Source organism: Yersinia enterocolitica (assembly GCA_002082245.2).
In the GTDB taxonomy this organism is placed as follows: Bacteria; Pseudomonadota; Gammaproteobacteria; order Enterobacterales; family Enterobacteriaceae; genus Yersinia; species Yersinia enterocolitica_E.
Map to the genome: position 1 here is coordinate 3,570,349 of NBTC02000002.1, position 24,353 is coordinate 3,594,701.

Consider the following 24,353-nt stretch of genomic DNA (forward strand, 5'->3'; position numbering starts at 1 on the left):
GAACTATCGGCCATGGCACTGCGGCATCCGCCAATTGAGTTTGGATGCTTGTATTCATGACAATTAAAAAATATACGCTGATCACAGCCCTTTCTGTGACGGCATTTTCTGGATGGGCCCAGGACAGCACCACAACAGGTAATAAAGACGAAATGGTGGTTACCGCCAACCGTTTCAAACAGCCAGTTTCCACGGTATTGGCACCCACCGATGTAGTAACGCGTGATGATATCGACCGCTGGCAGGCAAAAAGCCTCAATGAAGTGATGCGCCGGCTACCTGGCGTGGATATTGCCCAAACCGGGGGGCTAGGCCAAGGCTCTTCTATGTATATCCGTGGTACCGAAGCCCGCCATGTATTAGTGCTGATCGATGGCATTCCTCTGGCGCGAACCGGTATCATCAATAGTGTCGACTTTAATCAAATACCTCTCTCTCTGGTGCAACGTGTTGAATATATTCGCGGGCCTCGCTCTGCCGTATATGGCTCTGGGGCGATTGGTGGTGTAATTAACGTGATTACACAGTCAGACCAGGAAGGTGGGCAGATTAATGCCGGGGTTGGTTCTAAAGGTTACCAGCAATATGACGGCAGCGTTCGCCAACGTTTTGGTGATACTTTAGCGACGATAGCGGGCGGCTATCAAACCACGAACGGTTTTAACATTAAACCCGACTCACCTAATCCAGTGGATAGCGATCGGGATGGTTTTCGTAATAAAAATTTTTGGGCAGGGCTAGAGCATCAGTTCAACCAAGATATATCCGGTTTCGTCAGAGGTTATGGTTACACCAACAATACTGATTACGATGTTGGCAGTATTTCTTCCCCTGCTTACAGTGGCGATGAGGAGCGATTATATAACCATACTTATGACGCAGGGCTACGTTATGCTGCGGGGGCTTTCTCCTCTCAATTAATCGGTAGCTATCAGAAATACAAAGATTATAACTACAGCAGCCAATATGGGCGTTATGGCGAGGCGACTACGCTGGACGATATGGATCAGCGTAACGTGCAATGGGGTAATACATACAGTTTTGAGAGTGCAACGCTGAGTGCTGGCGTTGACTGGCAGCAACAGCGTTTGACCTCATCGAGTACCACTATCTCTGATACATATAAGCGGGATAATACCGGTTTGTATCTTAGCGGGCAGCAGAAGATAGGTAGTGTGACGCTGGAAGCCTCGGGCCGTGAAGATAAAGATGAGCAGTTTGGCTGGCATGAGACCTGGCAAACCGCCGCAGGTTGGGAATTTATCCCCGATTATCGTGCGACACTATCCTATGGAACAGGATTTTTGGCCCCGTCACTGGGTCAGCAGTATGGTTCGCAGCGCTTTGATATCATATCAAACAGTGATTTGAAACCTGAGGAGTCCCGCCAATGGGAGGCAGGTCTGGAAGGATTGACTGGCCCACTTGATTGGCGTTTGTCTGCTTATCGCTACAAAATTGAAAACCTGATCGATTACTTCTCCGACCCAAATACATACAAAGGGCAGTATTACAATGTTGATTCGGCAACGATAAAAGGGGTTGAATGGACAGGTAGCGTCGATACCGGCATTTTCAATCACCAGATCACATTGCAATATATGGATCCGCGTAATGATAAGAATAATGAAGTTTTAGCCCGTCGTTCTAAACAGCAAGCCAAGTATCAATTAGATTGGACAATGTTCAATCTGGATATGGACGTTTCTTATCAGTACTACGGTAAACGCTATGACAATAGCACCTCAGCCTATAGCTCGACTCAACGTGAATTACCGAGTTATAGCACGGTAGATGTTTCAGCGAGTTATCCGGTTACTTCTCATCTTACAGTTCGTGGTAGAATTGCTAACCTGTTTGATAAAGATTACGAAACGGCTTATGGCTATAAAACCGCTGGACGAGAGTATTACCTCACCGGAAGCTATAACTTCTAAGGCTGATACTGCCCCTCGCCCGACAGCACTGATTTTTGACTCAGGTGTTGGCGGGCTATCTGTCTATCAAGAGATTCGGCAGTTGTTGCCGGATCTCCACTATATATATGCTTTCGACAATGTCGCTTTCCCTTATGGGGAGAAGTCCGGTGAGTTTATCGTTGAACGCGTTCTGGAAATTGTCACTGCGGTGCAGCAGCGCCATCCGCTGGCAATCGTCGTCATTGCCTGTAACACCGCCAGCACAGTAGTACTTCCTGCTTTACGTGAACGCTTTGCATTCCCTGTGGTTGGGGTTGTTCCTGCTATCAAACCGGCGGTGCGATTAACCCGCAATGGTGTTGTTGGCTTATTGGCTACCCGTGGCACGGTACATGCTTCTTATACACGGGACTTGATTGAGCGCTTTGCTACCGATTGCAAAATTGAATTGCTGGGTTCATCTGAGCTGGTGGAACTGGCAGAGTCCAAGTTGCATGGTGGTGCTGTACCTATCGAAACATTAAAGAAAATCCTCCACCCATGGTTGGCAATGCGTGAGCCGCCGGACACCATTGTATTGGGGTGCACTCATTTCCCTCTATTAGTAGAAGAGTTGGCGCAAGTGTTGCCTGAAGGTACTCGCATGGTCGATTCCGGTGCCGCAATTGCTCGTCGCACTGCTTGGCTCATCTCTTCTCAAGAAAATGTAGTTTCTTCTCAGGAAGATAATATTGCTTACTGCATGGCGTTGAATGCAGATACTGACGTTTTATTACCCGTTTTGCAGGGTTATGGCTTCCCGGTGCTGCAAAAACTGCCAATTTAAAGGCGTTTTGACTAAAGATTCAGCGGTTGAAAAGTTTTTTCAAATTAGGGGTTGCAGGCTGTCAGGAACTCCCTATAATGCGCCTCCACTGACCGGGAACAACGAAACAGACTTCGCCGGGTCAGGAAGCGAAAAGAATGATTTTGACTTCGAAAGAAACCAAAGAAACTCTTGACTCTTCAGCGGGAAAGCGTATTATCTGCCTCCCGCGTTACCGTAAGATTCGCCGAAAGGCAAACGGGTAACGAACGCTCTTTAACAATTTATCAGACAATCTGTGTGGGCACTCGCAAGACGATATCGAAGCCTGTTTCGGCAGGCAGAAGAAATATCAAAGTCTTGAAGAGTGACCAAAGCAGTACACATTTGAACTTCGGTTCGAATGCTTATTTGCAGAAAGTAATCTTTGAGCATCGCTGTTTTTATTAGCAGCAAATCAAACAAATCTTAAATTGAAGAGTTTGATCATGGCTCAGATTGAACGCTGGCGGCAGGCCTAACACATGCAAGTCGAGCGGCAGCGGGAAGTAGTTTACTACTTTGCCGGCGAGCGGCGGACGGGTGAGTAATGTCTGGGAAACTGCCTGATGGAGGGGGATAACTACTGGAAACGGTAGCTAATACCGCATGACCTCGCAAGAGCAAAGTGGGGGACCTTAGGGCCTCACGCCATCGGATGTGCCCAGATGGGATTAGCTAGTAGGTGGGGTAATGGCTCACCTAGGCGACGATCCCTAGCTGGTCTGAGAGGATGACCAGCCACACTGGAACTGAGACACGGTCCAGACTCCTACGGGAGGCAGCAGTGGGGAATATTGCACAATGGGCGCAAGCCTGATGCAGCCATGCCGCGTGTGTGAAGAAGGCCTTCGGGTTGTAAAGCACTTTCAGCGAGGAGGAAGGCAGTCGTGTTAATAGCACGATTGATTGACGTTACTCGCAGAAGAAGCACCGGCTAACTCCGTGCCAGCAGCCGCGGTAATACGGAGGGTGCAAGCGTTAATCGGAATTACTGGGCGTAAAGCGCACGCAGGCGGTTTGTTAAGTCAGATGTGAAATCCCCGCGCTTAACGTGGGAACTGCATTTGAAACTGGCAAGCTAGAGTCTTGTAGAGGGGGGTAGAATTCCAGGTGTAGCGGTGAAATGCGTAGAGATCTGGAGGAATACCGGTGGCGAAGGCGGCCCCCTGGACAAAGACTGACGCTCAGGTGCGAAAGCGTGGGGAGCAAACAGGATTAGATACCCTGGTAGTCCACGCTGTAAACGATGTCGACTTGGAGGTTGTGCCCTTGAGGCGTGGCTTCCGGAGCTAACGCGTTAAGTCGACCGCCTGGGGAGTACGGCCGCAAGGTTAAAACTCAAATGAATTGACGGGGGCCCGCACAAGCGGTGGAGCATGTGGTTTAATTCGATGCAACGCGAAGAACCTTACCTACTCTTGACATCCACAGAACTTAGCAGAGATGCTTCGGTGCCTTCGGGAACTGTGAGACAGGTGCTGCATGGCTGTCGTCAGCTCGTGTTGTGAAATGTTGGGTTAAGTCCCGCAACGAGCGCAACCCTTATCCTTTGTTGCCAGCACGTAATGGTGGGAACTCAAGGGAGACTGCCGGTGATAAACCGGAGGAAGGTGGGGATGACGTCAAGTCATCATGGCCCTTACGAGTAGGGCTACACACGTGCTACAATGGCAGATACAAAGTGAAGCGAACTCGCGAGAGCAAGCGGACCACATAAAGTCTGTCGTAGTCCGGATTGGAGTCTGCAACTCGACTCCATGAAGTCGGAATCGCTAGTAATCGTAGATCAGAATGCTACGGTGAATACGTTCCCGGGCCTTGTACACACCGCCCGTCACACCATGGGAGTGGGTTGCAAAAGAAGTAGGTAGCTTAACCTTCGGGAGGGCGCTTACCACTTTGTGATTCATGACTGGGGTGAAGTCGTAACAAGGTAACCGTAGGGGAACCTGCGGTTGGATCACCTCCTTACCTAACGATACGCATTGCGCAGTGTCCACACAGATTGTCTGATAGAAAGTAACGAGCAAATAAGGCCGGACTGAGAGATTAGTCGGGCTTTAGTACCTTGTTGGGTCTGTAGCTCAGGTGGTTAGAGCGCACCCCTGATAAGGGTGAGGTCGGTGGTTCAAGTCCACTCAGACCCACCAACTCATCCTCATAGTGCGTTACAGACACACTCGTTTATACCCATAAACGTCGCGTGACTGCGCCTTGTCTGAGAATGAGTTATGCCGATAAGGTATTTTGCTTTTTATATGGGGCTATAGCTCAGCTGGGAGAGCGCCTGCCTTGCACGCAGGAGGTCAGCGGTTCGATCCCGCTTAGCTCCACCATATAAAAAAACTATTTCAAAACGTACTGCGGCCGTAAGGCACAGTGTGTTGTGAAATATTGCTCTTTAACAATCTGGAACAAGCTGAAAATTGAAACATTACAGCTGAAATTTATCTCTCCGTAGATGTACTGAGATAAAAAGTAACCTGTAATAGAGTCTCTCAAATAATCGCAATGCCAATGTGCATTCTGATGAAGAGAGTCGCGTGAGCTAAGTGAAGGCAAGGCGTACGGCACGGAGGAAGCGGAGTGAACTTCATGTTCATGAGCATTCCGAGTACCGCACAACGCTGTATTGACGACGCGCAACCGACTTGAACATAAGAAACACCTTTGGGTTGTGAGGTTAAGCGACTAAGCGTACACGGTGGATGCCTAGGCAGTCAGAGGCGATGAAGGGCGTGCTAATCTGCGAAAAGCGTCGGTAAGCTGATATGAAGCGTTATAACCGACGATACCCGAATGGGGAAACCCAGTGCAATTCGTTGCACTATTGCATGGTGAATACATAGCCATGCAAGGCGAACCGGGGGAACTGAAACATCTAAGTACCCCGAGGAAAAGAAATCAACCGAGATTCCCCCAGTAGCGGCGAGCGAACGGGGAAGAGCCCAGAGTCTGAATCAGTTTGTGTGTTAGTGGAAGCGTCTGGAAAGTCGCACGGTACAGGGTGATAGTCCCGTACACCAAAACACACTTGCTGTGAACTCGATGAGTAGGGCGGGACACGTGACATCCTGTCTGAATATGGGGGGACCATCCTCCAAGGCTAAATACTCCTGACTGACCGATAGTGAACCAGTACCGTGAGGGAAAGGCGAAAAGAACCCCGGCGAGGGGAGTGAAATAGAACCTGAAACCGTGTACGTACAAGCAGTGGGAGCCTACTTTGTTGGGTGACTGCGTACCTTTTGTATAATGGGTCAGCGACTTATATTTTGTAGCAAGGTTAACCGAATAGGGGAGCCGTAGGGAAACCGAGTCTTAACTGGGCGTCTAGTTGCAAGGTATAGACCCGAAACCCGGTGATCTAGCCATGGGCAGGTTGAAGGTTGGGTAACACTAACTGGAGGACCGAACCGACTAATGTTGAAAAATTAGCGGATGACTTGTGGCTGGGGGTGAAAGGCCAATCAAACCGGGAGATAGCTGGTTCTCCCCGAAAGCTATTTAGGTAGCGCCTCGTGAACTCATCTTCGGGGGTAGAGCACTGTTTCGGCTAGGGGGTCATCCCGACTTACCAAACCGATGCAAACTCCGAATACCGAAGAATGTTATCACGGGAGACACACGGCGGGTGCTAACGTCCGTCGTGAAGAGGGAAACAACCCAGACCGCCAGCTAAGGTCCCAAAGTCATGGTTAAGTGGGAAACGATGTGGGAAGGCATAGACAGCCAGGATGTTGGCTTAGAAGCAGCCATCATTTAAAGAAAGCGTAATAGCTCACTGGTCGAGTCGGCCTGCGCGGAAGATGTAACGGGGCTAAACCATGCACCGAAGCTGCGGCAGCGACACTTAGGTGTTGTTGGGTAGGGGAGCGTTCTGTAAGCCGTTGAAGGTGACCTGTGAGGGTTGCTGGAGGTATCAGAAGTGCGAATGCTGACATAAGTAACGATAATGCGGGTGAAAAACCCGCACGCCGGAAGACCAAGGGTTCCTGTCCAACGTTAATCGGGGCAGGGTGAGTCGACCCCTAAGGCGAGGCTGAAAAGCGTAGTCGATGGGAAACAGGTTAATATTCCTGTACTTGGTGTTACTGCGAAGGGGGGACGGAGAAGGCTAGGCTAGCCGGGCGACGGTTGTCCCGGTTTAAGCATGTAGGCGGAGCGACTTGGTAAATCCGGTTGCTTATCAACGCTGAGGTGTGATGACGAGCCACTACGGTGGTGAAGTAGTTGATGCCAAGCTTCCAGGAAAAGCCTCTAAGCATCAGGTAACATTAAATCGTACCCCAAACCGACACAGGTGGTCAGGTAGAGAATACTCAGGCGCTTGAGAGAACTCGGGTGAAGGAACTAGGCAAAATGGTGCCGTAACTTCGGGAGAAGGCACGCTGGCATTAGGTAATGGGACTTGCTCCCGGCGCCGAAGCCAGTCGCAGATACCAGCTGGCTGCAACTGTTTAATAAAAACACAGCACTGTGCAAACACGAAAGTGGACGTATACGGTGTGACGCCTGCCCGGTGCTGGAAGGTTAATTGATGGGGTCAGCCGCAAGGCGAAGCTCTTGATCGAAGCCCCAGTAAACGGCGGCCGTAACTATAACGGTCCTAAGGTAGCGAAATTCCTTGTCGGGTAAGTTCCGACCTGCACGAATGGCGTAATGATGGCCAGGCTGTCTCCACCCGAGACTCAGTGAAATTGAACTCGCTGTGAAGATGCAGTGTACCCGCGGCAAGACGGAAAGACCCCGTGAACCTTTACTATAGCTTGACACTGAACATTGAGCCTTGATGTGTAGGATAGGTGGGAGGCATTGAAGTGTGGACGCCAGTCTGCATGGAGCCAACCTTGAAATACCACCCTTTAATGTTTGATGTTCTAACTCGGCCCCGTGATCCGGGGTGAGGACAGTGTCTGGTGGGTAGTTTGACTGGGGCGGTCTCCTCCCAAAGAGTAACGGAGGAGCACGAAGGTTAGCTAATCACGGTCGGACATCGTGAGGTTAGTGCAAAGGCATAAGCTAGCTTGACTGCGAGAGTGACGGCTCGAGCAGGTACGAAAGTAGGTCTTAGTGATCCGGTGGTTCTGAATGGAAGGGCCATCGCTCAACGGATAAAAGGTACTCCGGGGATAACAGGCTGATACCGCCCAAGAGTTCATATCGACGGCGGTGTTTGGCACCTCGATGTCGGCTCATCACATCCTGGGGCTGAAGTAGGTCCCAAGGGTATGGCTGTTCGCCATTTAAAGTGGTACGCGAGCTGGGTTTAGAACGTCGTGAGACAGTTCGGTCCCTATCTGCCGTGGGCGTTGGAAGATTGAGAGGGGCTGCTCCTAGTACGAGAGGACCGGAGTGGACGAATCACTGGTGTTCGGGTTGTCATGCCAATGGCATTGCCCGGTAGCTAAATTCGGAAGAGATAACCGCTGAAAGCATCTAAGCGGGAAACTTGCCTCGAGATGAGTCTTCCCTGGGGCTTTAAGCCCCCTGAAGGAACGTTAAAGACTATGACGTTGATAGGCTGGGTGTGTAAGTGCAGCGATGCATTGAGCTAACCAGTACTAATGATCCGTGAGGCTTAACCTTACAACACCAAAGGTGTTTTAGATTGAGAGATAGAAATTTTCAGCGAAGTTCCGAGATTGGGCTGGCTGGCTGTGTGCAGGATTGCATAGCGGGTTAGTTTAGACAGAATTTGCCTGGCGGCCTTAGCGCGGTGGTCCCACCTGATCCCATGCCGAACTCAGAAGTGAAACGCCGTAGCGCCGATGGTAGTGTGGGGTCTCCCCATGCGAGAGTAGGACACTGCCAGGCATCAAACACGAGTTACCAGAGTGACATCTGGTAACTGACAAAATCGCTTAGAGCGGTTTTGCACAGCGCGGAGCGCTGGCCCTGTCAAGGGTAAGTATCGGGAAGATACGCGTAAAAGAATCGGTGGAGCGGTAGTTCAGTTGGTTAGAATACCTGCCTGTCACGCAGGGGGTCGCGGGTTCGAGCCCCGTCCGTTCCGCCACTTATTTAAATTATGCCTGCTTATCTTAGCAGGCATAATGTTAAGCATAATTTAGGGGCGTAGCTCAGTTGGTAGAGCACCGGTCTCCAAAACCGGGTGTCGCGAGTTCGAGTCTCTCCGCCCCTGCCATATAAATAGCCCTTCGCGAAAGCGAGGGGTTTTTTTATGCCCAAAAATCGTAATTAGTACATTTACGATACGTCGATACACTTACACTACTTCTTTAACATAGTTCTGCTTTTATCTTGACCTCTGTTCTGGCCTCTATTCCCTCATATTTTCCATCCATTTTACCAATTCCGAAAAGATCTTTTTGTTCGAACAATATTCTGCCATTAACAACAGTTCTTTTTTAAACCTGACAAAGTTTTAAAAGGTAACGTTCCCAATGCATACCTATTTAGCTGAATTTATGTACAAAACGATTGTTATTCTGTGGTGTGACGTTGCTCATTATTACTTTTACAAAATGTACTAAAACTAATTAACATTTTAGCTATCAGGAAGCTCACCTTAAAAAACATCATATGCTTTTAGAACAACATAATTTGCAAATTGGCCGATGCTCAGGACAGTAAATGACCTGAATGATTACCTTAACTGTTCTTCGGAATGGTAGTGAGTCAGCGGCTCGACGATGACAAGTGAGGAGAGAAATATGTACAGGCGTTTACTGTTAGCAGCAGCTGTAACAGCGGCAATGTGTAGTGCAGTCCAAGCGGCTCCGCTAGTCGTGGGTTTTTCTCAAATTGGTTCAGAGTCCGGTTGGCGCTCTGCGGAAACTAAGGTTTCTAAACAAGAGGCTGAAAAGCGCGGTATTACATTAAAAATCGCGGATGCTCAACAAAAACAAGAGAACCAAATCAAGGCTGTTAGATCGTTTATTGCTCAGGGTGTTGATGCCATTTTTATTGCTCCTGTGGTTGCAACGGGTTGGACACCGGTTTTGCAGGAAGCGAAAGAAGCTAAAATCCCGGTATTCCTGCTTGACCGAATGATAGAGGTGAATGACCCCTCCCTGTACACCGCCGCAGTGGCTTCAGACAGTGTATATGAAGGTAAAGTCGCTGGTGAGTGGCTACTGAAAGATGTGGCAGGTAAACCTTGTAATGTTGTTGAACTACAAGGCACTGTTGGCTCGAGTGTGGCTATTAACCGTAAGAAAGGTTTTGCTGACGGGATAGCGTCGGCACCTAACGTAAAAATAATTCGCTCTCAGTCCGGGGATTTCACACGGAGTAAAGGCAAAGAAGTAATGGAGAGTTTCATTAAAGCGGAGCAAAACGGTAAGAACATCTGTGCTGTCTATGCACATAACGATGATATGGCGATAGGTGCCATTCAAGCCATTAAAGAAGCCGGGTTGAAACCAGGTTCAGAGATCAAAATTGTATCCATCGATGGCGTTCCTGATATTTTTAAAGCGATGAGTAGCGGAGAGGCTAATGCTACTGTTGAGTTGACACCGAATATGGCAGGCCCTGCTTTCGATGCATTAATTGCGCTGAAGAAAGATGGCACCCAACCGCCTAAGTTTATCCAGACAGAATCTCGTCTGTTACAGCCTGATACGGCTAAACAGGAATACGAATCTAAGAAGAGCCTTGGTTATTGATTCAAATGGCGGGGCTTGCCCCGCCTGCTTTCGTCACCTGTATTTGGGCAATATCTGAGTCGTTTTTGAACGTGGGTACATCTGATGGAAACACTGCTAGAAGTCCGTGGCTTGTCAGTTGAATTTCCTGGTGTTAAGGCATTGGACTCTGTCGATTTTTCTCTGCTTCGCGGTGAAGTTGTCGCATTGTTAGGGGAAAATGGTGCAGGAAAGTCGACTTTAATCAAAGCATTAACTGGGGTCTATAAGCGGGCCGCCGGTGAAGTTTATTTAGATGGTAAGGCCATTTGTCCCCTTGATACTGCGGATGCCCAGAAACTGGGGATTGGCACTGTTTATCAAGAGGTCAACTTGCTGCCCAATATATCTGTTGCGGCAAATCTATTCATTGGCCGTGAGCCATTACGTTGGGGGCTAATTGACCATCGCACAATGAATCTACAGGCAGAAAAGCTGCTAACGGGCTATGGTCTTACATTAGATGTGCAGCAACCGTTAGCTAACTTTTCTATTGCAATACAACAGATTGTCGCCATTGCTCGTGCGGTCGATCTATCAGCAAAAGTACTTATTCTGGATGAGCCAACGGCAAGTTTAGATGCTAAAGAAGTCAGTATGTTGCTGGATATTTTGCGTCAGTTACGAGATCAGGGTATCGGTATGGTATTCGTGACGCATTTCCTCGATCAGGTTTATCGGATCAGTGATCGTATTACTGTCTTACGCAATGGCAAACTTGTTGGCACTAAAACAACCGCAGAACTTCCCCGTATCGAATTGGTTCAGATGATGTTGGGTCATAGCTTTGATGAGCAATTACTCAAACGTGGTGAACATAATATTGTGGCAAGCAACCCACTGGTTGAGTTTAAAAACTATGGTCGGCGGGGTGTGGTGGAAAACTTCGATTTGGCTGTTTCTCCTGGTGAAATTGTCGGACTTGCTGGGCTATTGGGGTCTGGGCGCACCGAGACTGCGCAATTAATTTTTGGTGTTACGACACCGGATACTGGGGAGGCCAAAATACAAGGCAAGCCCGTTAAGATCCGAACACCACGCACGGCATCAAAATTCGGTTTTGGCTATTGCCCAGAAGATCGTAAAACTGATGGCATCGTCGGTGCTGCAACAGTTCGGGAGAATATTATTCTGGCCTTACAGGCCCAGCGCGGATGGCTAAGGCCACTTTCAATGCGGGAACAAACGCAAATTGCTGAGCAATTCATTCAGCAGCTTGGTATTCGTACTCCTGGCCCTGAGCAACAAATTCAGTATCTCTCCGGTGGAAACCAGCAAAAAGTTTTATTAGCGCGCTGGCTTGCCACAAAACCTCGATTTTTGATTTTAGATGAGCCAACGCGCGGTATTGACGTGGGGGCGCATGCTGAAATTATTCGGCTGATTGAGAAACTGTGTGATGAAGGGCTGGCACTGTTAATTATCTCTTCCGAATTAGAGGAATTGGCAGGTTATGCCGATCGCGTCATTGTTCTGCGTGACCGTCGACATATTGCACAACTCGGTCACGATGAGATTTCCGTTCCTGCCATCATGCAGGCGATCGCGGTGCAATAAGGAGTTACTTCATGGTTAATAGGAGCCTGTCAATGCCGCAACGACCGCGCAAAGTTAAATGGGTCTTGCCGAAAGGTGCCACTCAATTTGGTGCTCTGGCGGTCATTTTATTGATTGATAGTTTAGTCGCCCCGAACTTTTTCTCGATCCATATTCAGGATGGACGGTTGTTTGGCAGTGTCATCGATATTCTAAATCGCGGTGCTCCCGTTGCTTTACTGGCATTAGGTATGACACTGGTCATTGCTACTGGCGGCATTGATTTGTCGGTTGGTGCGGTAATGGCAATAGCCGGTGCAACTGCAGCCACACTGACCAGTGCTGGATATCCTTTACCCACGGTATTAGTCGCCGCCCTTGCGGTTGGCGCGTTATGTGGTTTATGGAACGGTTTCTTAGTGGCGGTATTACAAATCCAACCGATTGTGGCCACCTTAATGTTAATGGTGGCAGGACGGGGGATAGCCCAGCTTATTACTGAGGGGCAGATTGTTACATTTGATACAGGTGGCTTGGCGAAGTTGGGTAGCAGCACGCTGATGTATTTGCCGATGTCAGTAGTCATCGCATTTAGTATGTTGATTATAGTGTGGTTATTGACCCGAAAAACAGCACTGGGTCTATTCATTGAGTCCGTTGGTATCAACTTACGATCAGCACGTAATGCGGGAGTGAGTACTCGCTTGGTGCTGATTGCCGTGTATGTGATTTGTGGTATCTGTGCAGCGGTCGCTGGCATTATTGTGACGGCAGATATTCGTGGTGCCGATGCTAACAATGCTGGTTTATGGCTGGAGCTGGATGCAATTCTGGCGGTAGTCATTGGTGGTGCATCTTTAATGGGAGGGCGGTTTAATCTTTTGCTTTCGGTTATTGGCGCTTTGATTATTCAAGGGATGAATACAGGGATCTTACTTTCAGGCTATCAGCCAGAATTTAACCTGGTCCTTAAAGCTATTGTGGTATTAGCCGTCTTGATTGTGCAGTCACCGATGATCTCATTTAGCCATATCTTCACGAGGCGAAAATAATGTTAAAGCGCAATATTCCTTTGCTGATTACTATCGCCGTTTTTATTCTGGGATACGCTTTTTGTCTCAGTCAGTTCCCCAGTTTCTCCTCCACCCGAGTGTGGTGTGATTTACTGACTGATAATGCTTTTCTGGGCATCGTCGCTGTAGGGATGACTTTCGTTATTCTATCGGGCGGCATCGATTTATCGGTTGGGTCGGTAATTGCATTTACCGGCGTGTTATTGGCTAAGTTAATCGGAACTTATGGTATTCACCCAATGTATGCTTTTGCCATTGTCTTAGTTATGGGGGCGATGTTTGGTGCATTGATGGGATGGATTATTGATTCTCTGAAACTCCCTGCGTTTATTATTACTCTGGCTGGGATGTTCTTCGTTCGTGGTATGAGTTTTATCGTCTCTGAAGAGTCGATACCTATTGATCACCCACTTTATGCCACGCTGGCGAATTATGCCTGGAAAGTTCCTGGTGGCGGGCGATTCACATTATTAGCCTTCATCATGCTAATGGTTGTGGCATTTGGCATTCTGTTGGCTCATCGAACCCGCTTTGGTCATAATGTTTATGCCATTGGCGGTAATAGCGTTTCTGCTGGACTGATGGGTGTTCCTGTCAGGCAAACGACAATTAAAATTTATATGTTATCGAGCACGTTAGCCGCGCTATCGGGAATCGTTTTCTCACTCTATACCTCTGCTGGCTATGCATTAGCAGCCAGTGGTGTTGAGCTAGATGCCATTGCCGCAGTCGTTATCGGTGGCACATTACTTACCGGTGGTATCGGGACAGTTTTCGGCACGCTGTTTGGCGTCTTGATTCAGGGGTTGATTCAGAGCTATATCACATTCGATGGCACACTTAGCTCATGGTGGACCAAAATTGTCATCGGAATATTATTATTTAGCTTTATTGCGATTCAGAAGGCGATGAGTGCTTTTTATCTGAACCGGCGTGCTCGCCCTCAGTCGCCGCCACTTAATCCCGTATAGCGCTCTGAGCTGCGTTATTCATCGGTGTTTTTAACAGTTGTCGAATCAATGTTTGCTGGTCACTGTTTTGCAACCAAACAGCATACAGTGGCCGCACAATAGCTGGCATATCAGCGTTCATGGCCAATTGAGGGTATTCTTTTTGCCAGTGTTCGGGCAGGAAAGCACAGCCACCGGTGGTTTCCAATAGCTGCCGGGTCAAATGTGCCGATGTGGTCGTTAATACCGGCATTTGCTCGCTCTCCAGCAATCTATTCTCTTGCTGATGAAAATCAGCTCCCCACTCAAGCTTGATGTAAGGTGCCTCATTTGCATTTTTATGCTCGGCGTCTGGCTCAGTTTCTTTCGATAAATCAATCGGCTCAAAAGAAAATAGTCGCAGCGAAAAATGCCCTAACAGTTGGCTTGCCAGTTCATCCATTTTAGGCGGTTCGGTCGTTATCAATAAATCCAGTTGCCGCTCGTGCAACTGTTTCACCAGCGAGTGCCGCAGTGCAATCCGCGCCTCAAGGCGCAATGCCTCTCGTTGTTTATATAATTGTTGCAACCACGGAGTGAGGTATGCCTCCCACAGTGAGGCGGTTGCACCAATGGACAACTCGGTATGCTGTAGTGAGTGAGCAACCTCTTTTTTGGCTAGTTGCCAGGTACTCATCAGTGTTTCTGCGTAAGGCACCAAACGTTCTCCCGCAGGTGTCAGACGAATATTATTGCGATGACGAGTGAATAAATTTGCACCTAATTGATTTTCCAACTGACGGATACGAAAACTTACCGCCGACTGTGTTAAGTACAAAGATTCAGCAGCGCGACCAAAGTGGCGAGTCCTACTGACCTCCAAAAAGGTTTTCAGTAATTCGGTATCCAAACCCATCTCCAATTTTTTTTGTCGTTAAGATTTAAATGTTTTGTTTTACACGCTGTCAAGCCTATCTAATACTCCGCGCCATAAACAGCACGACCATGAGAGAATTAGGAGCGTGTCAGATGGCGGATAGCTTCATCACGACCAATCGTTTTTTTGATAATAAGCATTATCCTCGCGGGTTCTCGCGCCACGGCGATTTCACCATTAAAGAGGCGCAATTACTAGAGCGCCATGGCTACGCCTTCAACGAACTCGATCTCGGAAAACGCCAGCCTGTAACGGAAGAAGAACAGTTGTTTGTTGCTGTTTGTCGCGGCGAACGTGAGCCCGTCAGTGCCGAGGAGAAAGTCTGGTCCAAATATGTGACCCGAACTCGTCGTCCTAAACGATTCCATACTCTATCAGGCGGCAAGCCGCAGATGGATGCGGTGGAAGATTATACCGATAGCGACGATTAATCCCCTCTTATCCTTCGTCCTTGAAATCGCAGGGGTGTTCGCGGCGCGCTCTTACCCGAATCACTTACTTGAGTAAGCTCATCGGGATGCGTTTGCTTGCAGCCTACCTGCGATTCCAATGACTTTGGATAATACTCTTCGTTAGTGGAACCACAGGGGTGTTAGCGGCGCGCTCTTACCTGAATCACTTACTTGAGTAAGCTCATCGGGATGCGTTTGCTTGCTGCCTACCTGCGATTCCAATGACTTTGGATATCAGAGAGGTGTTTGATAATAGTGGATTTTTTTCTCCCCTATTTACATCAGGCTCTTGTGTAACTGCAACAGCAGCCGGTCCATACAACGATAGCTCAGTGCTTCCGAAAGATGATTTCTTTGGATGTAATTCTCCTGAGCGAGATCGGCAATGCTCCGCGCTACTTTTAAAATATGGTGCCAGGCGCGTACCGACAAACCCAGCGTCAGCAGAACTTGCTCCAGAAAGGCCGCATTCTCAGGAGTGAGGGAGCAATATTCGGCAATTTCTTGGCTATTAAGCTGAGAATTTATCTTCCCTGCTCGATCCAATTGCCTCTGCCTTGCCTGCAATACTCGTAGCCTGACCGTTTCACTGCTTTCCCCTTGATGTTTCTGAGCCCCCAGCATACCTGATGGCAGCAATGGCACCTCTATCGACAAATCAAACCTGTCCAGAAACGGCCCCGACAATTTTGCCAGATAGCGCAGAATCTGTTGTGGCGGTGTACGGTTATGGACACCCTGATAATGGCCGCTGGGGCTGGGGTTCATTGCGGCAATCAGTTGCACTTTGGCAGGAAAGCACACTTTAGCCGCTGCACGAGAAATGATAATTTCGCCTGATTCCAGTGGCTCGCGCAGTGAATCCAGCACCCGACGTTCAAATTCAGGTAATTCATCCAGGAAGAGTACACCATTGTGCGCCAATGAGATTTCACCGGGGCGTGGAATAGAACCACCGCCAATCAGTGCCGCCATTGAGGCGCTATGGTGGGGGGCGCGAAAAGCCCGGCAACGCCATTGGGCGGGTAGCACGTTACTGTGCAGTAGACCGTTAATGGCCGCGGCCTCTAATGCCTCTTGATCCGTCAGCGGCGGCAATAATCCAGTTAACCGATTTGCCAGCATCGTTTTGCCCGTTCCTGGTGGCCCGAGTAATAGCAGGTTATGGCCCCCCGCCGCAGCAATTTCTAAGGCTCGCTTAGCCTGTGACTGCCCAATGATATCTTGCAGGTCGAGGCTGCTATCCCACTCTGGTGTAGATTCAACTAGCTGGCCCTGATCAAGGGTATTTTCACCCTGTAAAAAACCGCACACGGCTAACAAGTGATCGGCAACCCGGCTGTTACCTTGTGGAATAAGACCTATCTCAAGATTATTCGCGACCGGAAGAATTAATTGCCGCTGAACTTGGCTACTGGCGAGTGCTGCCGGAATTGCGCCGCTAACCCGCCTTAGCGCCCCTGATAGAGCTAACTCACCCAAGAACTCATAGTGGGTTAATTTATCCGCAGGAATCTGTTCTGACGCTGCCAGTATTGCTAAAGCGATAGGGAGATCATAGCGGCCACCCTCTTTCGGCAAGTCTGCCGGTGCCAAACTAACAGTGATACGTTTCGCCGGAAAGGTGAATCCACTGTTGATTAATGCGCTCCGAACCCTATCTCGAGCCTCTTTTACGGTGGTTTCCGGTAATCCAACCAAAATCAATCCGGGGAGCCCATTGCTGATATGAACTTCTACTGTAACCGGTGGGGCCTGAATGCCTAATGTGGCGCGGGTATGAATGGTTGCCAGTGACATGCTGCTTTCCTTTGCCGTGATGTGTCCTTAGGGCTACCGGGACTTTTATTAATCGACCGGGCTGAGATATGAGGTAGCCGCAGCAGTGTGCCCTAGGTCTTTTTTGAGTACAGCGAAAAAGAATTGATTTGCGAACGCTCGCGAGAAATTTCGCTGCAAGGGAAGTATCAAAATTAAAAATTGCGATACGGTACGCAAAAAATGGCCAAACTACTGATATGAGTATTACTAATTGATAAATAATATATTTGTGTCATATCGTGTAGCGGCTCACAGAATAATAATTTAAATAAATATTGTCAGATAACCAATAACTGTGATAACTCTGTAGGTATTCGTTCGACACTGACAGATGAACAACCTAATTATGAAAGCGATTGTCCAAGTGATTAACCTAGTCCTAATTAGCGTGGTGGTGATTATTATCCCACCGTGCGGGGCTGCACTTGGACGAATAAAGGCATAAAAATCAAGCCTTAATCTCAAGAGAACCCCCGCACCGAAAGGTCCGGGGGTTTTTTTATTGGTACGTTAAAGACGCGAGGAACATAAAATGCACAACAGAATAAAATCCTGTGCCTCCCGCGAAAGGTCGGGGAAATAACTATGAATGGTGCTCAGTGGGTGGTTCAAGCGTTGCGTGCGCAGGGTGTTGATACGGTATTCGGCTATCCGGGTGGAGCAATAATGCCTGTCTACGATGCTTTGTATGATGGTGGTGTCGAGCATTTGCTCTGCCGCCATGAGCAAGGTGCTGCGATTGCTGCCATTGGCTATGCCCGTGCAACCGGTAAAGTCGGGGTGTGTATTGCCACTTCTGGCCCTGGAGCCACTAATCTGATCACCGGTTTGGCTGATGCATTGCTGGATTCAGTGCCGGTCATTGCTATCACCGGTCAGGTGGGGTCTGCTTTAATCGGTACTGATGCTTTTCAGGAGATTGACGTATTGGGTTTGTCACTTGCCTGTACCAAACACAGTTTTCTGGTTGAATCATTAGAGGCGTTGCCTGGTATCATGGCGGAGGCGTTTGCCATTGCTACCAGTGGCCGTCCTGGACCGGTTTTAATCGATATTCCGAAGGATATTCAGTTAGCTGTGGGTGATTTAACCCCGCACCTGATGCCAGTTGAAGAGCATCTTGTTGATTCTGCTGCCGAGTTACAACAAGCCTGGGATATGCTGGCAACCGCGCAAAAACCGATGTTGTATGTCGGTGGCGGGGTTGGCATGGCACAGGCCGTTCCTGCTTTACGTGCTTTTATCGAGGTAACGGGTATTCCTGCGGTTGCCACTCTGAAGGGTTTAGGCGCACCGGATACTAATCATCCGTGCTATCTGGGTATGCTGGGGATGCATGGCACTAAAGCCGCAAACTTTGCGGTGCAGGATTGCGATTTATTGATAGCGGTTGGCGCGCGGTTTGATGACCGTGTCACCGGCAAGCTGAATACATTCGCCGCAAAAGCAAAAGTTATCCATATGGATATCGACCCGGCTGAATTGGGTAAATTGCGTCAGGCGCATGTCGCGTTGCAGGGCGATTTGAAAGTATTGCTGCCCGCATTACAGCAACCGTTGGATATCCAGCCGTGGCGTGATGAGGTCATGGCATTGAAACACCAGCATAGCTGGCGCTACGATCACCCTGGCCAGGCAATTTATGCTCCGTTGTTACTGAAGCAGATATCTGAACGCAAAGCACCGCAAGCGGTAGTGACTACCGATGTGGGCCAGCACCAGATGTGGACGGCGCAGCATATGAACTTTACCCGACCTGAGAATTTCATCACATCCAGCGGTTTGGGCACGATGGGTTTTGGTGTGCCGGCCGCGGTTGGCGCACAAATGGCCCGTCCTGATGACATGGTTATCTGTATCTCCGGTGACGGTTCGTTTATGATGAATGTTCAGGAGTTGGGCACGATAAAACGAAAACAGTTACCGCTGAAAATCGTATTATTAGATAACCAGCGATTGGGTATGGTTCGACAGTGGCAGCAACTGTTTTTTGATGGACGTTATAGCGAAACCAATCTTTCTGATAACCCCGATTTCATCACACTGGCCAGTGCGTTTAATATCCCCGGCCAACGTATCACCCGCAAAGACCAAGTCGACGCCGCTCTGGATGCGCTGTTTAACAGCGAAGGCCCTTATCTGCTCCAGGTTTCCATCGACGAACTCGAAAACGTTTGGCCGTTAGTGCCGCCAGGCGCAGGTAATGAAACCATGCTGGAGAAAATCTCATGATGCACCATCAATCCTCTATCCAACATCAAATCTCTATCCAAGCCCGCTTCCGCCCTGAAATGTTAGAGCGTGTATTGCGGGTTGTGCGGCACCGTGGCTTCCAGGTTTGTGCTATGAATATGTCGCCAATGAGTAATGCTGAGAATATTAATATTGAATTGACCGTTGCCAGCGGGCGACCTGTCGATTTACTGTCTTCTCAGTTAAGTAAGCTTATGGATGTCGCCTGCGTCGAGATCCTACAACCTAATACATTACAGATACGCGCCTGATGCGCCACAAGGAAAGAAAAGAATGACGAAGAAAGCTGATTTTATTTGGTTTAACGGTGACATGGTTCCGTGGGCAGAGGCTAAAGTTCACGTGATGTCTCACGCGTTACACTACGGCACGTCAGTCTTCGAAGGTGTCCGTTGCTACGACTCCCACAAAGGGCCGGTAGTTTTCCGTCACCGCGAACATATGCAGCGTTTACATGACTCAGCTAAAATTTATCGTATGCCGGTTTCCCAGTCGGTTGATGAGCTGATGGAAGCCTGCCGTGCGACATTGCGTAAAAACAATCTGACCAGCGCGTATATCCGCCCGTTAGTGTTTATTGGTGATGTCGGTATGGGTGTGAACCCGCCAGATGGCTATAAAACAGATGTGATAATCGCCGCGTTCCCATGGGGTGCTTATCTGGGTGCGGAAGCGTTGGAGCAAGGCATTGATGCCATGGTGTCCTCATGGAACCGTGTGGCACCAAATACCATTCCAACTGCGGCAAAAGCCGGTGGTAACTACCTGTCCTCCTTGTTGGTGGGTAGCGAAGCACGCCGTCACGGCTATCAGGAAGGGATTGCGCTGGATATTCATGGCTTCTTGTCTGAAGGTGCGGGTGAAAACCTATTTGAAGTAAAAGATGGCATCCTGTTCACGCCGCCGTTTACCTCTTCAGCCCTGCCGGGTATCACCCGTGATGCGATTATCAAACTGGCGAAAGATATGGGTCTGGAAGTGCGTGAGCAAGTGTTGTCACGTGAATCTCTCTATTTGGCGGATGAAGTCTTTATGTCCGGTACTGCGGCAGAAATTACCCCGGTACGCAGCGTGGATGGTATTCAGGTCGGTATTGGTAAACGTGGCCCGGTTACCACCAAGATCCAACAAGCATTCTTTGGCCTGTTCACCGGTGAAACTGAAGATAAGTACGGTTGGCTGGATCCAATCAATCAATAATCAATAAAAACTGACAGACAGAATCAGCAGGTGGTTCGTTCGCCACCTGCAACACAGAATACATTGGAGTGAAGAGACAATGCCTAAGTACCGTTCCCATACCACCACTCATGGCCGCAATATGGCCGGCGCTCGTGCACTGTGGCGCGCTACCGGTATGACCGATGATGACTTCGGCAAACCGATTATTGCAGTGGTTAACTCATTTACCCAGTTTGTACCGGGCCACGTTCATTTGCGCGACTTAGGCAAGCTGGTAGCGGAGCAAATTGAAGCGTCTGGCGGCGTGGCTAAAGAGTTCAACACTATTGCGGTGGATGATGGGATCGCGATGGGCCACGGCGGCATGCTCTATTCACTGCCTTCACGTGAATTGATTGCCGACTCCGTAGAATACATGGTTAACGCTCATTGCGCGGACGCCATGGTGTGTATCTCTAACTGCGACAAAATTACCCCAGGGATGCTGATGGCGTCTCTGCGTTTGAATATTCCGGTGATCTTTGTGTCCGGCGGCCCGATGGAAGCGGGTAAAACCAAGCTGTCCGATAAAATCATCAAACTGGATCTGGTGGATGCCATGATCCAGGGCGCAAACCCGAATGTCAGTGATGCCGACAGTGAGCAGATTGAACGCTCTGCCTGCCCGACCTGTGGTTCCTGCTCGGGGATGTTTACTGCCAACTCGATGAACTGCTTAAATGAGGCGCTGGGTCTGGCGCTGCCAGGTAACGGTTCACTGTTGGCGACCCATGCTGACCGTAAACAACTGTTCCTCGATGCTGGTAAGCACATTGTTGAGCTGACTAAACGTTATTACGAACAGGATGATGTTAGTGCCTTGCCGCGCAGCATCGCGAACAAAGCCGCATTTGAAAACGCTATGACGCTGGATATCGCGATGGGCGGCTCGACCAACACCGTGCTGCACTTACTGGCCGCAGCACAGGAAGGGGAGGTTGATTTCGATATTAGCGATATCGACCGTTTATCTCGTCAGGTGCCTCATTTGTGTAAAGTCGCGCCGAGCACGCAGAAATACCATATGGAAGACGTGCACCGTGCAGGTGGGGTTATGGGTATTTTAGGCGAACTGGACAGGGCTGGCTTGCTTAACCGCGAGGTGCGTAATGTGTTGGGGCTGAATCTGACCGATACGCTGGAAACCTATGACGTGATGCTTACCGGTGACGAAGGGGTCAAGCAGATGTACGCCGCGGGCCCGGCGGGTATTCGTACCACTAAAGCCTTCTCGCAGGATTGCCGCTTCCCATCACTGGATACTGACCGCGAAGAGGGTTGTATCCGTACTCGCGAACATGCTTACAGCCAAGACGGCGGTTTAGCTGTGCTGTACGGCAATATCGCCGCGAACGGTTGTATTGTTAAAACCGCCGGTGTGGATAAAGAGAGCCTGACCTTCCGTGGCCCGGCAAAAGTGTATGAGAGTCAGGATGATGCGGTAGCAGCGATTCTCGGCGGTAAAGTTGTGGCGGGTGACGTGGTCGTTATCCGTTACGAAGGGCCAAAAGGTGGGCCGGGGATGCAGGAAATGCTCTATCCGACCACCTATTTGAAATCCATGGGATTAGGCAAGAGTTGTGCTTTGCTGACTGATGGCCGTTTCTCCGGCGGGACGTCTGGTTTGTCGATTGGTCATGTTTCACCAGAAGCGGCCAGTGGCGGCCTGATTGGTCTGGTGCAGGATGGCGATTTCATTGATATCGATATCCCGAACCGTGGCATTGTGTTGGATGTGAGCGAATCTGAGCTGACCGCTCGTCGTGAAACTGAAGAAGCCCGTGGCGATGCTGCCTGGTCGCCTAAAGCCCGCGAACGTCAGGTTTCTTATGCACTGCGCGCTTATGCTCTGCTGGCAACCAGCGCCGACAAAGGTGCTGTGCGCGACAAAAGTAAGCTGGGAGGCTAATACCCATGGCGGTATCACAACCCTTATCTGCTGCCCCTTGCGGGGCAGAATATCTGCGGGCGATATTGCGCGCGCCGGTGTATGAGGTGGCGCAAGTCACCCCGTTGCAAGTGATGGAAAAAATCTCTTCCCGCCTGGCTAATACTATTTTGGTTAAACGTGAAGATCGCCAGCCAGTGCACAGTTTTAAGCTGCGTGGTGCTTATGCGATGCTGGCGGGTCTGACAGAAGAGCAGAAAGCCTGTGGTGTGATAACCGCCTCTGCCGGTAATCATGCGCAAGGTGTCGCCCTCTCAGCCAGTAAGCTGGGTATCAAGGCACTTATCGTGATGCCGGTAGCAACCGCTGACATCAAAGTGGATGCCGTGCGCGGTTTTGGTGGTGAGGTGCTGCTGTTCGGTGCCAATTTCGATGAAGCCAAAGGCAAAGCTATCGAGTTATCCCAGCAGCAGGGTTATACCTTTGTGCCGCCGTTTGACCATCCGGCCGTTATCGCCGGGCAGGGGACGCTGGCGATGGAGTTACTCCAGCAAGACGCACACCTTGATCGGATTTTTGTCCCGGTCGGTGGCGGTGGGCTGGTGGCCGGTGTGGCGGTGCTTATCAAGCAACTGATGCCGCAGATTAAAGTGATCGGGGTTGAAGCGGAAGACTCAGCTTGTTTACGTGCCGCACTGGATGCGGGCAAGCCGGTTGACCTGGCCCGTGTTGGGTTATTTGCCGAGGGTGTCGCCGTTAAACGTATTGGCGATGAGCCATTCCGCCTGTGCCAAGAGTATTTGGACGAGGTGATAACCGTCGACAGTGATGCTATCTGTGCGGCAGTAAAAGATTTATTTGAAGATGTGCGTGCCATCGCCGAACCTTCTGGTGCTTTGGCGCTGGCGGGCCTGAAAAAGTATGTTCAGCAGCATAATATCAAAGGCGAACGTCTGGCCCATGTGCTGTCCGGTGCTAACGTGAACTTCCACGGCCTGCGCTATGTGTCAGAACGTTGTGAGCTGGGCGAGCAGCGTGAAGCTTTGCTGGCCGTAACTATCCCCGAGAAAAAAGGCAGTTTTCTCCGTTTCTGCGAGTTGCTGGGGGGGCGTTCGGTCACTGAATTCAACTACCGTTATGCGGATGCCGATAATGCCTGCATTTTCGTAGGGGTACGTTTGACGCGCGGCTATGCCGAGCGGGCAGAGATATTGGCTGAGCTACAGGCAAAAGATTATCAGGTGGTGGACCTATCTGACGACGAGATGGCCAAACTGCATGTGCGTTATATGGTGGGTGGTCGACCTTCCAAACCATTGCGTGAGCGGCTGTACAGCTTTGAATTCCCTGAATCACCGGGCGCATTGCTGAAGTTCTTGCATACATTAGGTACGCACTGGAATATCTCTTTGTTCCACTATCGTAGCCATGGCACTGATTTTGGTCGGGTATTGGCAGGGTTTGAGTTGTCAGATTCTGAGCCGCAATTTGAAGAGCACTTGGCCGCTTTGGGCTATGATTGCCATGATGAAACCAACAACCCGGCGTTTAAGTTCTTTTTGGCGGGTTAAGTTTTGGCTGGATGAAGTGGCGGTGAATACCTATCAACCACAATAAAACTCAGGGCTAATAAGCGCTGAGTTTTTTATTTCCACTTAGTTATATTTAATCTTCTTATATATTCTCAAAAATAAGCATTCCAAATGAAATTCAGTATTAGTGCAGTGTAATATCATCTGTGGATTTATTAATTGAGATGAATAATATCGCAGTTAATAACCATGTCGTTGAATGATTATTTTTCATGGTTTGAATAATATATGGA

At 49.4% G+C, this 24,353-nt stretch carries 15 protein-coding genes, 4 tRNA genes, 3 rRNA genes and 2 pseudogenes; 20 read left to right on the plus strand and 4 right to left on the minus strand.

Going from position 1 to position 24,353, the window contains the following annotated elements; translation table 11 throughout:
- Positions 1-56: 56 nt before the first annotated feature.
- Positions 57-1,937: a TonB-dependent vitamin B12 receptor BtuB gene (gene btuB, locus A6J66_017805; protein ID PNM27064.1), complete on the plus strand. Its 1,881-nt coding sequence runs from the start codon at positions 57-59 to the stop codon at positions 1,935-1,937.
- Positions 1,882-2,745, plus strand: coding sequence for a glutamate racemase (locus tag A6J66_017810; protein ID PNM25868.1), 864 nt, complete (start codon positions 1,882-1,884; stop codon positions 2,743-2,745). The genes btuB and A6J66_017810 overlap by 56 nt, the downstream gene beginning before the upstream one ends.
- A gap of 266 nt (positions 2,746-3,011) precedes the next feature.
- On the opposite strand, the pseudogene A6J66_017815 reads toward A6J66_017810, so the two are convergent.
- Positions 3,012-3,189: pseudogene (locus A6J66_017815) on the minus strand (hypothetical protein).
- A gap of 5 nt (positions 3,190-3,194) precedes the next feature.
- On the opposite strand from A6J66_017815, the gene A6J66_017820 reads away from it, so the two are divergent.
- The 11 genes from A6J66_017820 to A6J66_017870 all read left to right on the plus strand — a co-directional run bounded on the left by A6J66_017820 (position 3,195) and on the right by A6J66_017870 (position 13,998).
- Positions 3,195-4,740 (plus strand): 16S ribosomal RNA (locus A6J66_017820).
- 99 nt (positions 4,741-4,839) lie between these two features.
- Positions 4,840-4,916 (plus strand) — tRNA-Ile (locus A6J66_017825).
- A gap of 110 nt (positions 4,917-5,026) precedes the next feature.
- A tRNA-Ala gene (locus A6J66_017830) sits at positions 5,027-5,102 on the plus strand.
- A 336-nt stretch (positions 5,103-5,438) separates the two neighbouring features.
- Positions 5,439-8,376 (plus strand): 23S ribosomal RNA (locus A6J66_017835).
- Between the two features lie 91 nt (positions 8,377-8,467).
- Positions 8,468-8,583: ribosomal RNA gene (rrf, locus tag A6J66_017840) — 5S ribosomal RNA — on the plus strand.
- Together the 16S, 23S and 5S rRNA genes with 4 tRNA genes alongside form the textbook arrangement of a ribosomal RNA operon.
- A 125-nt stretch (positions 8,584-8,708) precedes the next feature.
- Positions 8,709-8,785: transfer RNA gene (locus tag A6J66_017845), tRNA-Asp, on the plus strand.
- Positions 8,786-8,838: 53 nt separating this feature from the next.
- Positions 8,839-8,914: transfer RNA gene (locus A6J66_017850), tRNA-Trp, on the plus strand.
- Positions 8,915-9,443: 529 nt separating this feature from the next.
- Positions 9,444-10,400 (plus strand): sugar ABC transporter substrate-binding protein, encoded by a 957-nt coding sequence (locus tag A6J66_017855; GenBank protein PNM25869.1) that lies wholly within the window; start codon positions 9,444-9,446, stop codon positions 10,398-10,400.
- A gap of 84 nt (positions 10,401-10,484) precedes the next feature.
- Entirely contained in the window at positions 10,485-11,975 is a 1,491-nt protein-coding gene (locus tag A6J66_017860; GenBank protein ID PNM25870.1) for a sugar ABC transporter ATP-binding protein, read from the plus strand.
- A gap of 11 nt (positions 11,976-11,986) precedes the next feature.
- Positions 11,987-13,006: an ABC transporter permease gene (locus A6J66_017865; GenBank protein PNM25871.1), complete on the plus strand. Its 1,020-nt coding sequence runs from the start codon at positions 11,987-11,989 to the stop codon at positions 13,004-13,006.
- A complete protein-coding gene (locus A6J66_017870) occupies positions 13,006-13,998 on the plus strand; it encodes a sugar ABC transporter permease YjfF (GenBank protein ID PNM25872.1) in 993 nt (330 codons plus the stop codon). Before A6J66_017865 ends, A6J66_017870 begins: the two co-directional genes overlap by 1 nt.
- Here the strand turns inward: A6J66_017870 and A6J66_017875 are convergent.
- Entirely contained in the window at positions 13,985-14,866 is an 882-nt protein-coding gene (locus tag A6J66_017875) for an HTH-type transcriptional regulator HdfR (protein PNM27065.1), read from the minus strand. The two genes, A6J66_017870 and A6J66_017875, sit on opposite strands and share 14 nt — an antisense overlap.
- 119 nt (positions 14,867-14,985) lie before the next feature.
- On the opposite strand from A6J66_017875, the gene A6J66_017880 reads away from it, so the two are divergent.
- On the plus strand, positions 14,986-15,324 hold the full coding sequence (locus tag A6J66_017880) for a DUF413 domain-containing protein (GenBank protein ID PNM25873.1): 339 nt from the start codon (positions 14,986-14,988) through the stop codon (positions 15,322-15,324).
- A 297-nt stretch (positions 15,325-15,621) separates the two neighbouring features.
- Here the strand turns inward: A6J66_017880 and A6J66_017885 are convergent, their stop codons facing one another.
- Complete coding sequence (locus A6J66_017885; protein ID PNM25874.1) at positions 15,622-17,145, minus strand: ATP-dependent protease; 1,524 nt, start codon at positions 17,143-17,145, stop codon at positions 15,622-15,624.
- A 141-nt stretch (positions 17,146-17,286) separates the two neighbouring features.
- Positions 17,287-17,491, minus strand: a pseudogene (locus tag A6J66_017890) (hypothetical protein).
- 21 nt (positions 17,492-17,512) lie between these two features.
- On the opposite strand from A6J66_017890, the gene A6J66_017895 reads away from it, so the two are divergent.
- The 6 genes from A6J66_017895 to ilvA all read left to right on the plus strand — a co-directional run bounded on the left by A6J66_017895 (position 17,513) and on the right by ilvA (position 24,099).
- The gene (locus A6J66_017895; GenBank protein ID PNM25875.1) at positions 17,513-17,611 is read left to right on the plus strand and encodes an ilv operon leader peptide; all 99 of its coding nucleotides are present in this window, start codon (positions 17,513-17,515) and stop codon (positions 17,609-17,611) included.
- Between the two features lie 140 nt (positions 17,612-17,751).
- Positions 17,752-19,398, plus strand: coding sequence for an acetolactate synthase 2 catalytic subunit (locus A6J66_017900; GenBank protein ID PNM25876.1), 1,647 nt, complete (start codon positions 17,752-17,754; stop codon positions 19,396-19,398).
- Positions 19,398-19,670 (plus strand): acetolactate synthase 2 small subunit, encoded by a 273-nt coding sequence (locus A6J66_017905; GenBank protein PNM27066.1) that lies wholly within the window; start codon positions 19,398-19,400, stop codon positions 19,668-19,670. The genes A6J66_017900 and A6J66_017905 overlap by 1 nt, the downstream gene beginning before the upstream one ends.
- A gap of 22 nt (positions 19,671-19,692) precedes the next feature.
- Entirely contained in the window at positions 19,693-20,619 is a 927-nt protein-coding gene (locus tag A6J66_017910) for a branched-chain amino acid transaminase (GenBank protein ID PNM25877.1), read from the plus strand.
- A gap of 79 nt (positions 20,620-20,698) precedes the next feature.
- Positions 20,699-22,549 (plus strand): dihydroxy-acid dehydratase, encoded by a 1,851-nt coding sequence (locus A6J66_017915; GenBank protein ID PNM25878.1) that lies wholly within the window; start codon positions 20,699-20,701, stop codon positions 22,547-22,549.
- A 5-nt stretch (positions 22,550-22,554) separates the two neighbouring features.
- Positions 22,555-24,099, plus strand: coding sequence for a threonine ammonia-lyase, biosynthetic (ilvA, locus tag A6J66_017920; GenBank protein ID PNM25879.1), 1,545 nt, complete (start codon positions 22,555-22,557; stop codon positions 24,097-24,099).
- Positions 24,100-24,353 lie beyond the last annotated feature (254 nt).

Coding starts and splice junctions, on each gene's coding strand:
- btuB (PNM27064.1), top strand. CDS start 57: ATGACAATTAAAAAATATACGCTGATCACAGCCCTTTCTGTGACGGCA.
- A6J66_017810 (PNM25868.1), top strand. CDS start 1,882: ATGGCTATAAAACCGCTGGACGAGAGTATTACCTCACCGGAAGCTATA.
- A6J66_017855 (PNM25869.1), top strand. CDS start 9,444: ATGTACAGGCGTTTACTGTTAGCAGCAGCTGTAACAGCGGCAATGTGT.
- A6J66_017860 (PNM25870.1), top strand. CDS start 10,485: ATGGAAACACTGCTAGAAGTCCGTGGCTTGTCAGTTGAATTTCCTGGT.
- A6J66_017865 (PNM25871.1), top strand. CDS start 11,987: ATGGTTAATAGGAGCCTGTCAATGCCGCAACGACCGCGCAAAGTTAAA.
- A6J66_017870 (PNM25872.1), top strand. CDS start 13,006: ATGTTAAAGCGCAATATTCCTTTGCTGATTACTATCGCCGTTTTTATT.
- A6J66_017880 (PNM25873.1), top strand. CDS start 14,986: ATGGCGGATAGCTTCATCACGACCAATCGTTTTTTTGATAATAAGCAT.
- A6J66_017885 (PNM25874.1), bottom strand. CDS start 17,145: ATGTCACTGGCAACCATTCATACCCGCGCCACATTAGGCATTCAGGCC.
- A6J66_017895 (PNM25875.1), top strand. CDS start 17,513: ATGAAAGCGATTGTCCAAGTGATTAACCTAGTCCTAATTAGCGTGGTG.
- A6J66_017900 (PNM25876.1), top strand. CDS start 17,752: ATGAATGGTGCTCAGTGGGTGGTTCAAGCGTTGCGTGCGCAGGGTGTT.
- A6J66_017905 (PNM27066.1), top strand. CDS start 19,398: ATGCACCATCAATCCTCTATCCAACATCAAATCTCTATCCAAGCCCGC.
- A6J66_017910 (PNM25877.1), top strand. CDS start 19,693: ATGACGAAGAAAGCTGATTTTATTTGGTTTAACGGTGACATGGTTCCG.
- A6J66_017915 (PNM25878.1), top strand. CDS start 20,699: ATGCCTAAGTACCGTTCCCATACCACCACTCATGGCCGCAATATGGCC.
- ilvA (PNM25879.1), top strand. CDS start 22,555: ATGGCGGTATCACAACCCTTATCTGCTGCCCCTTGCGGGGCAGAATAT.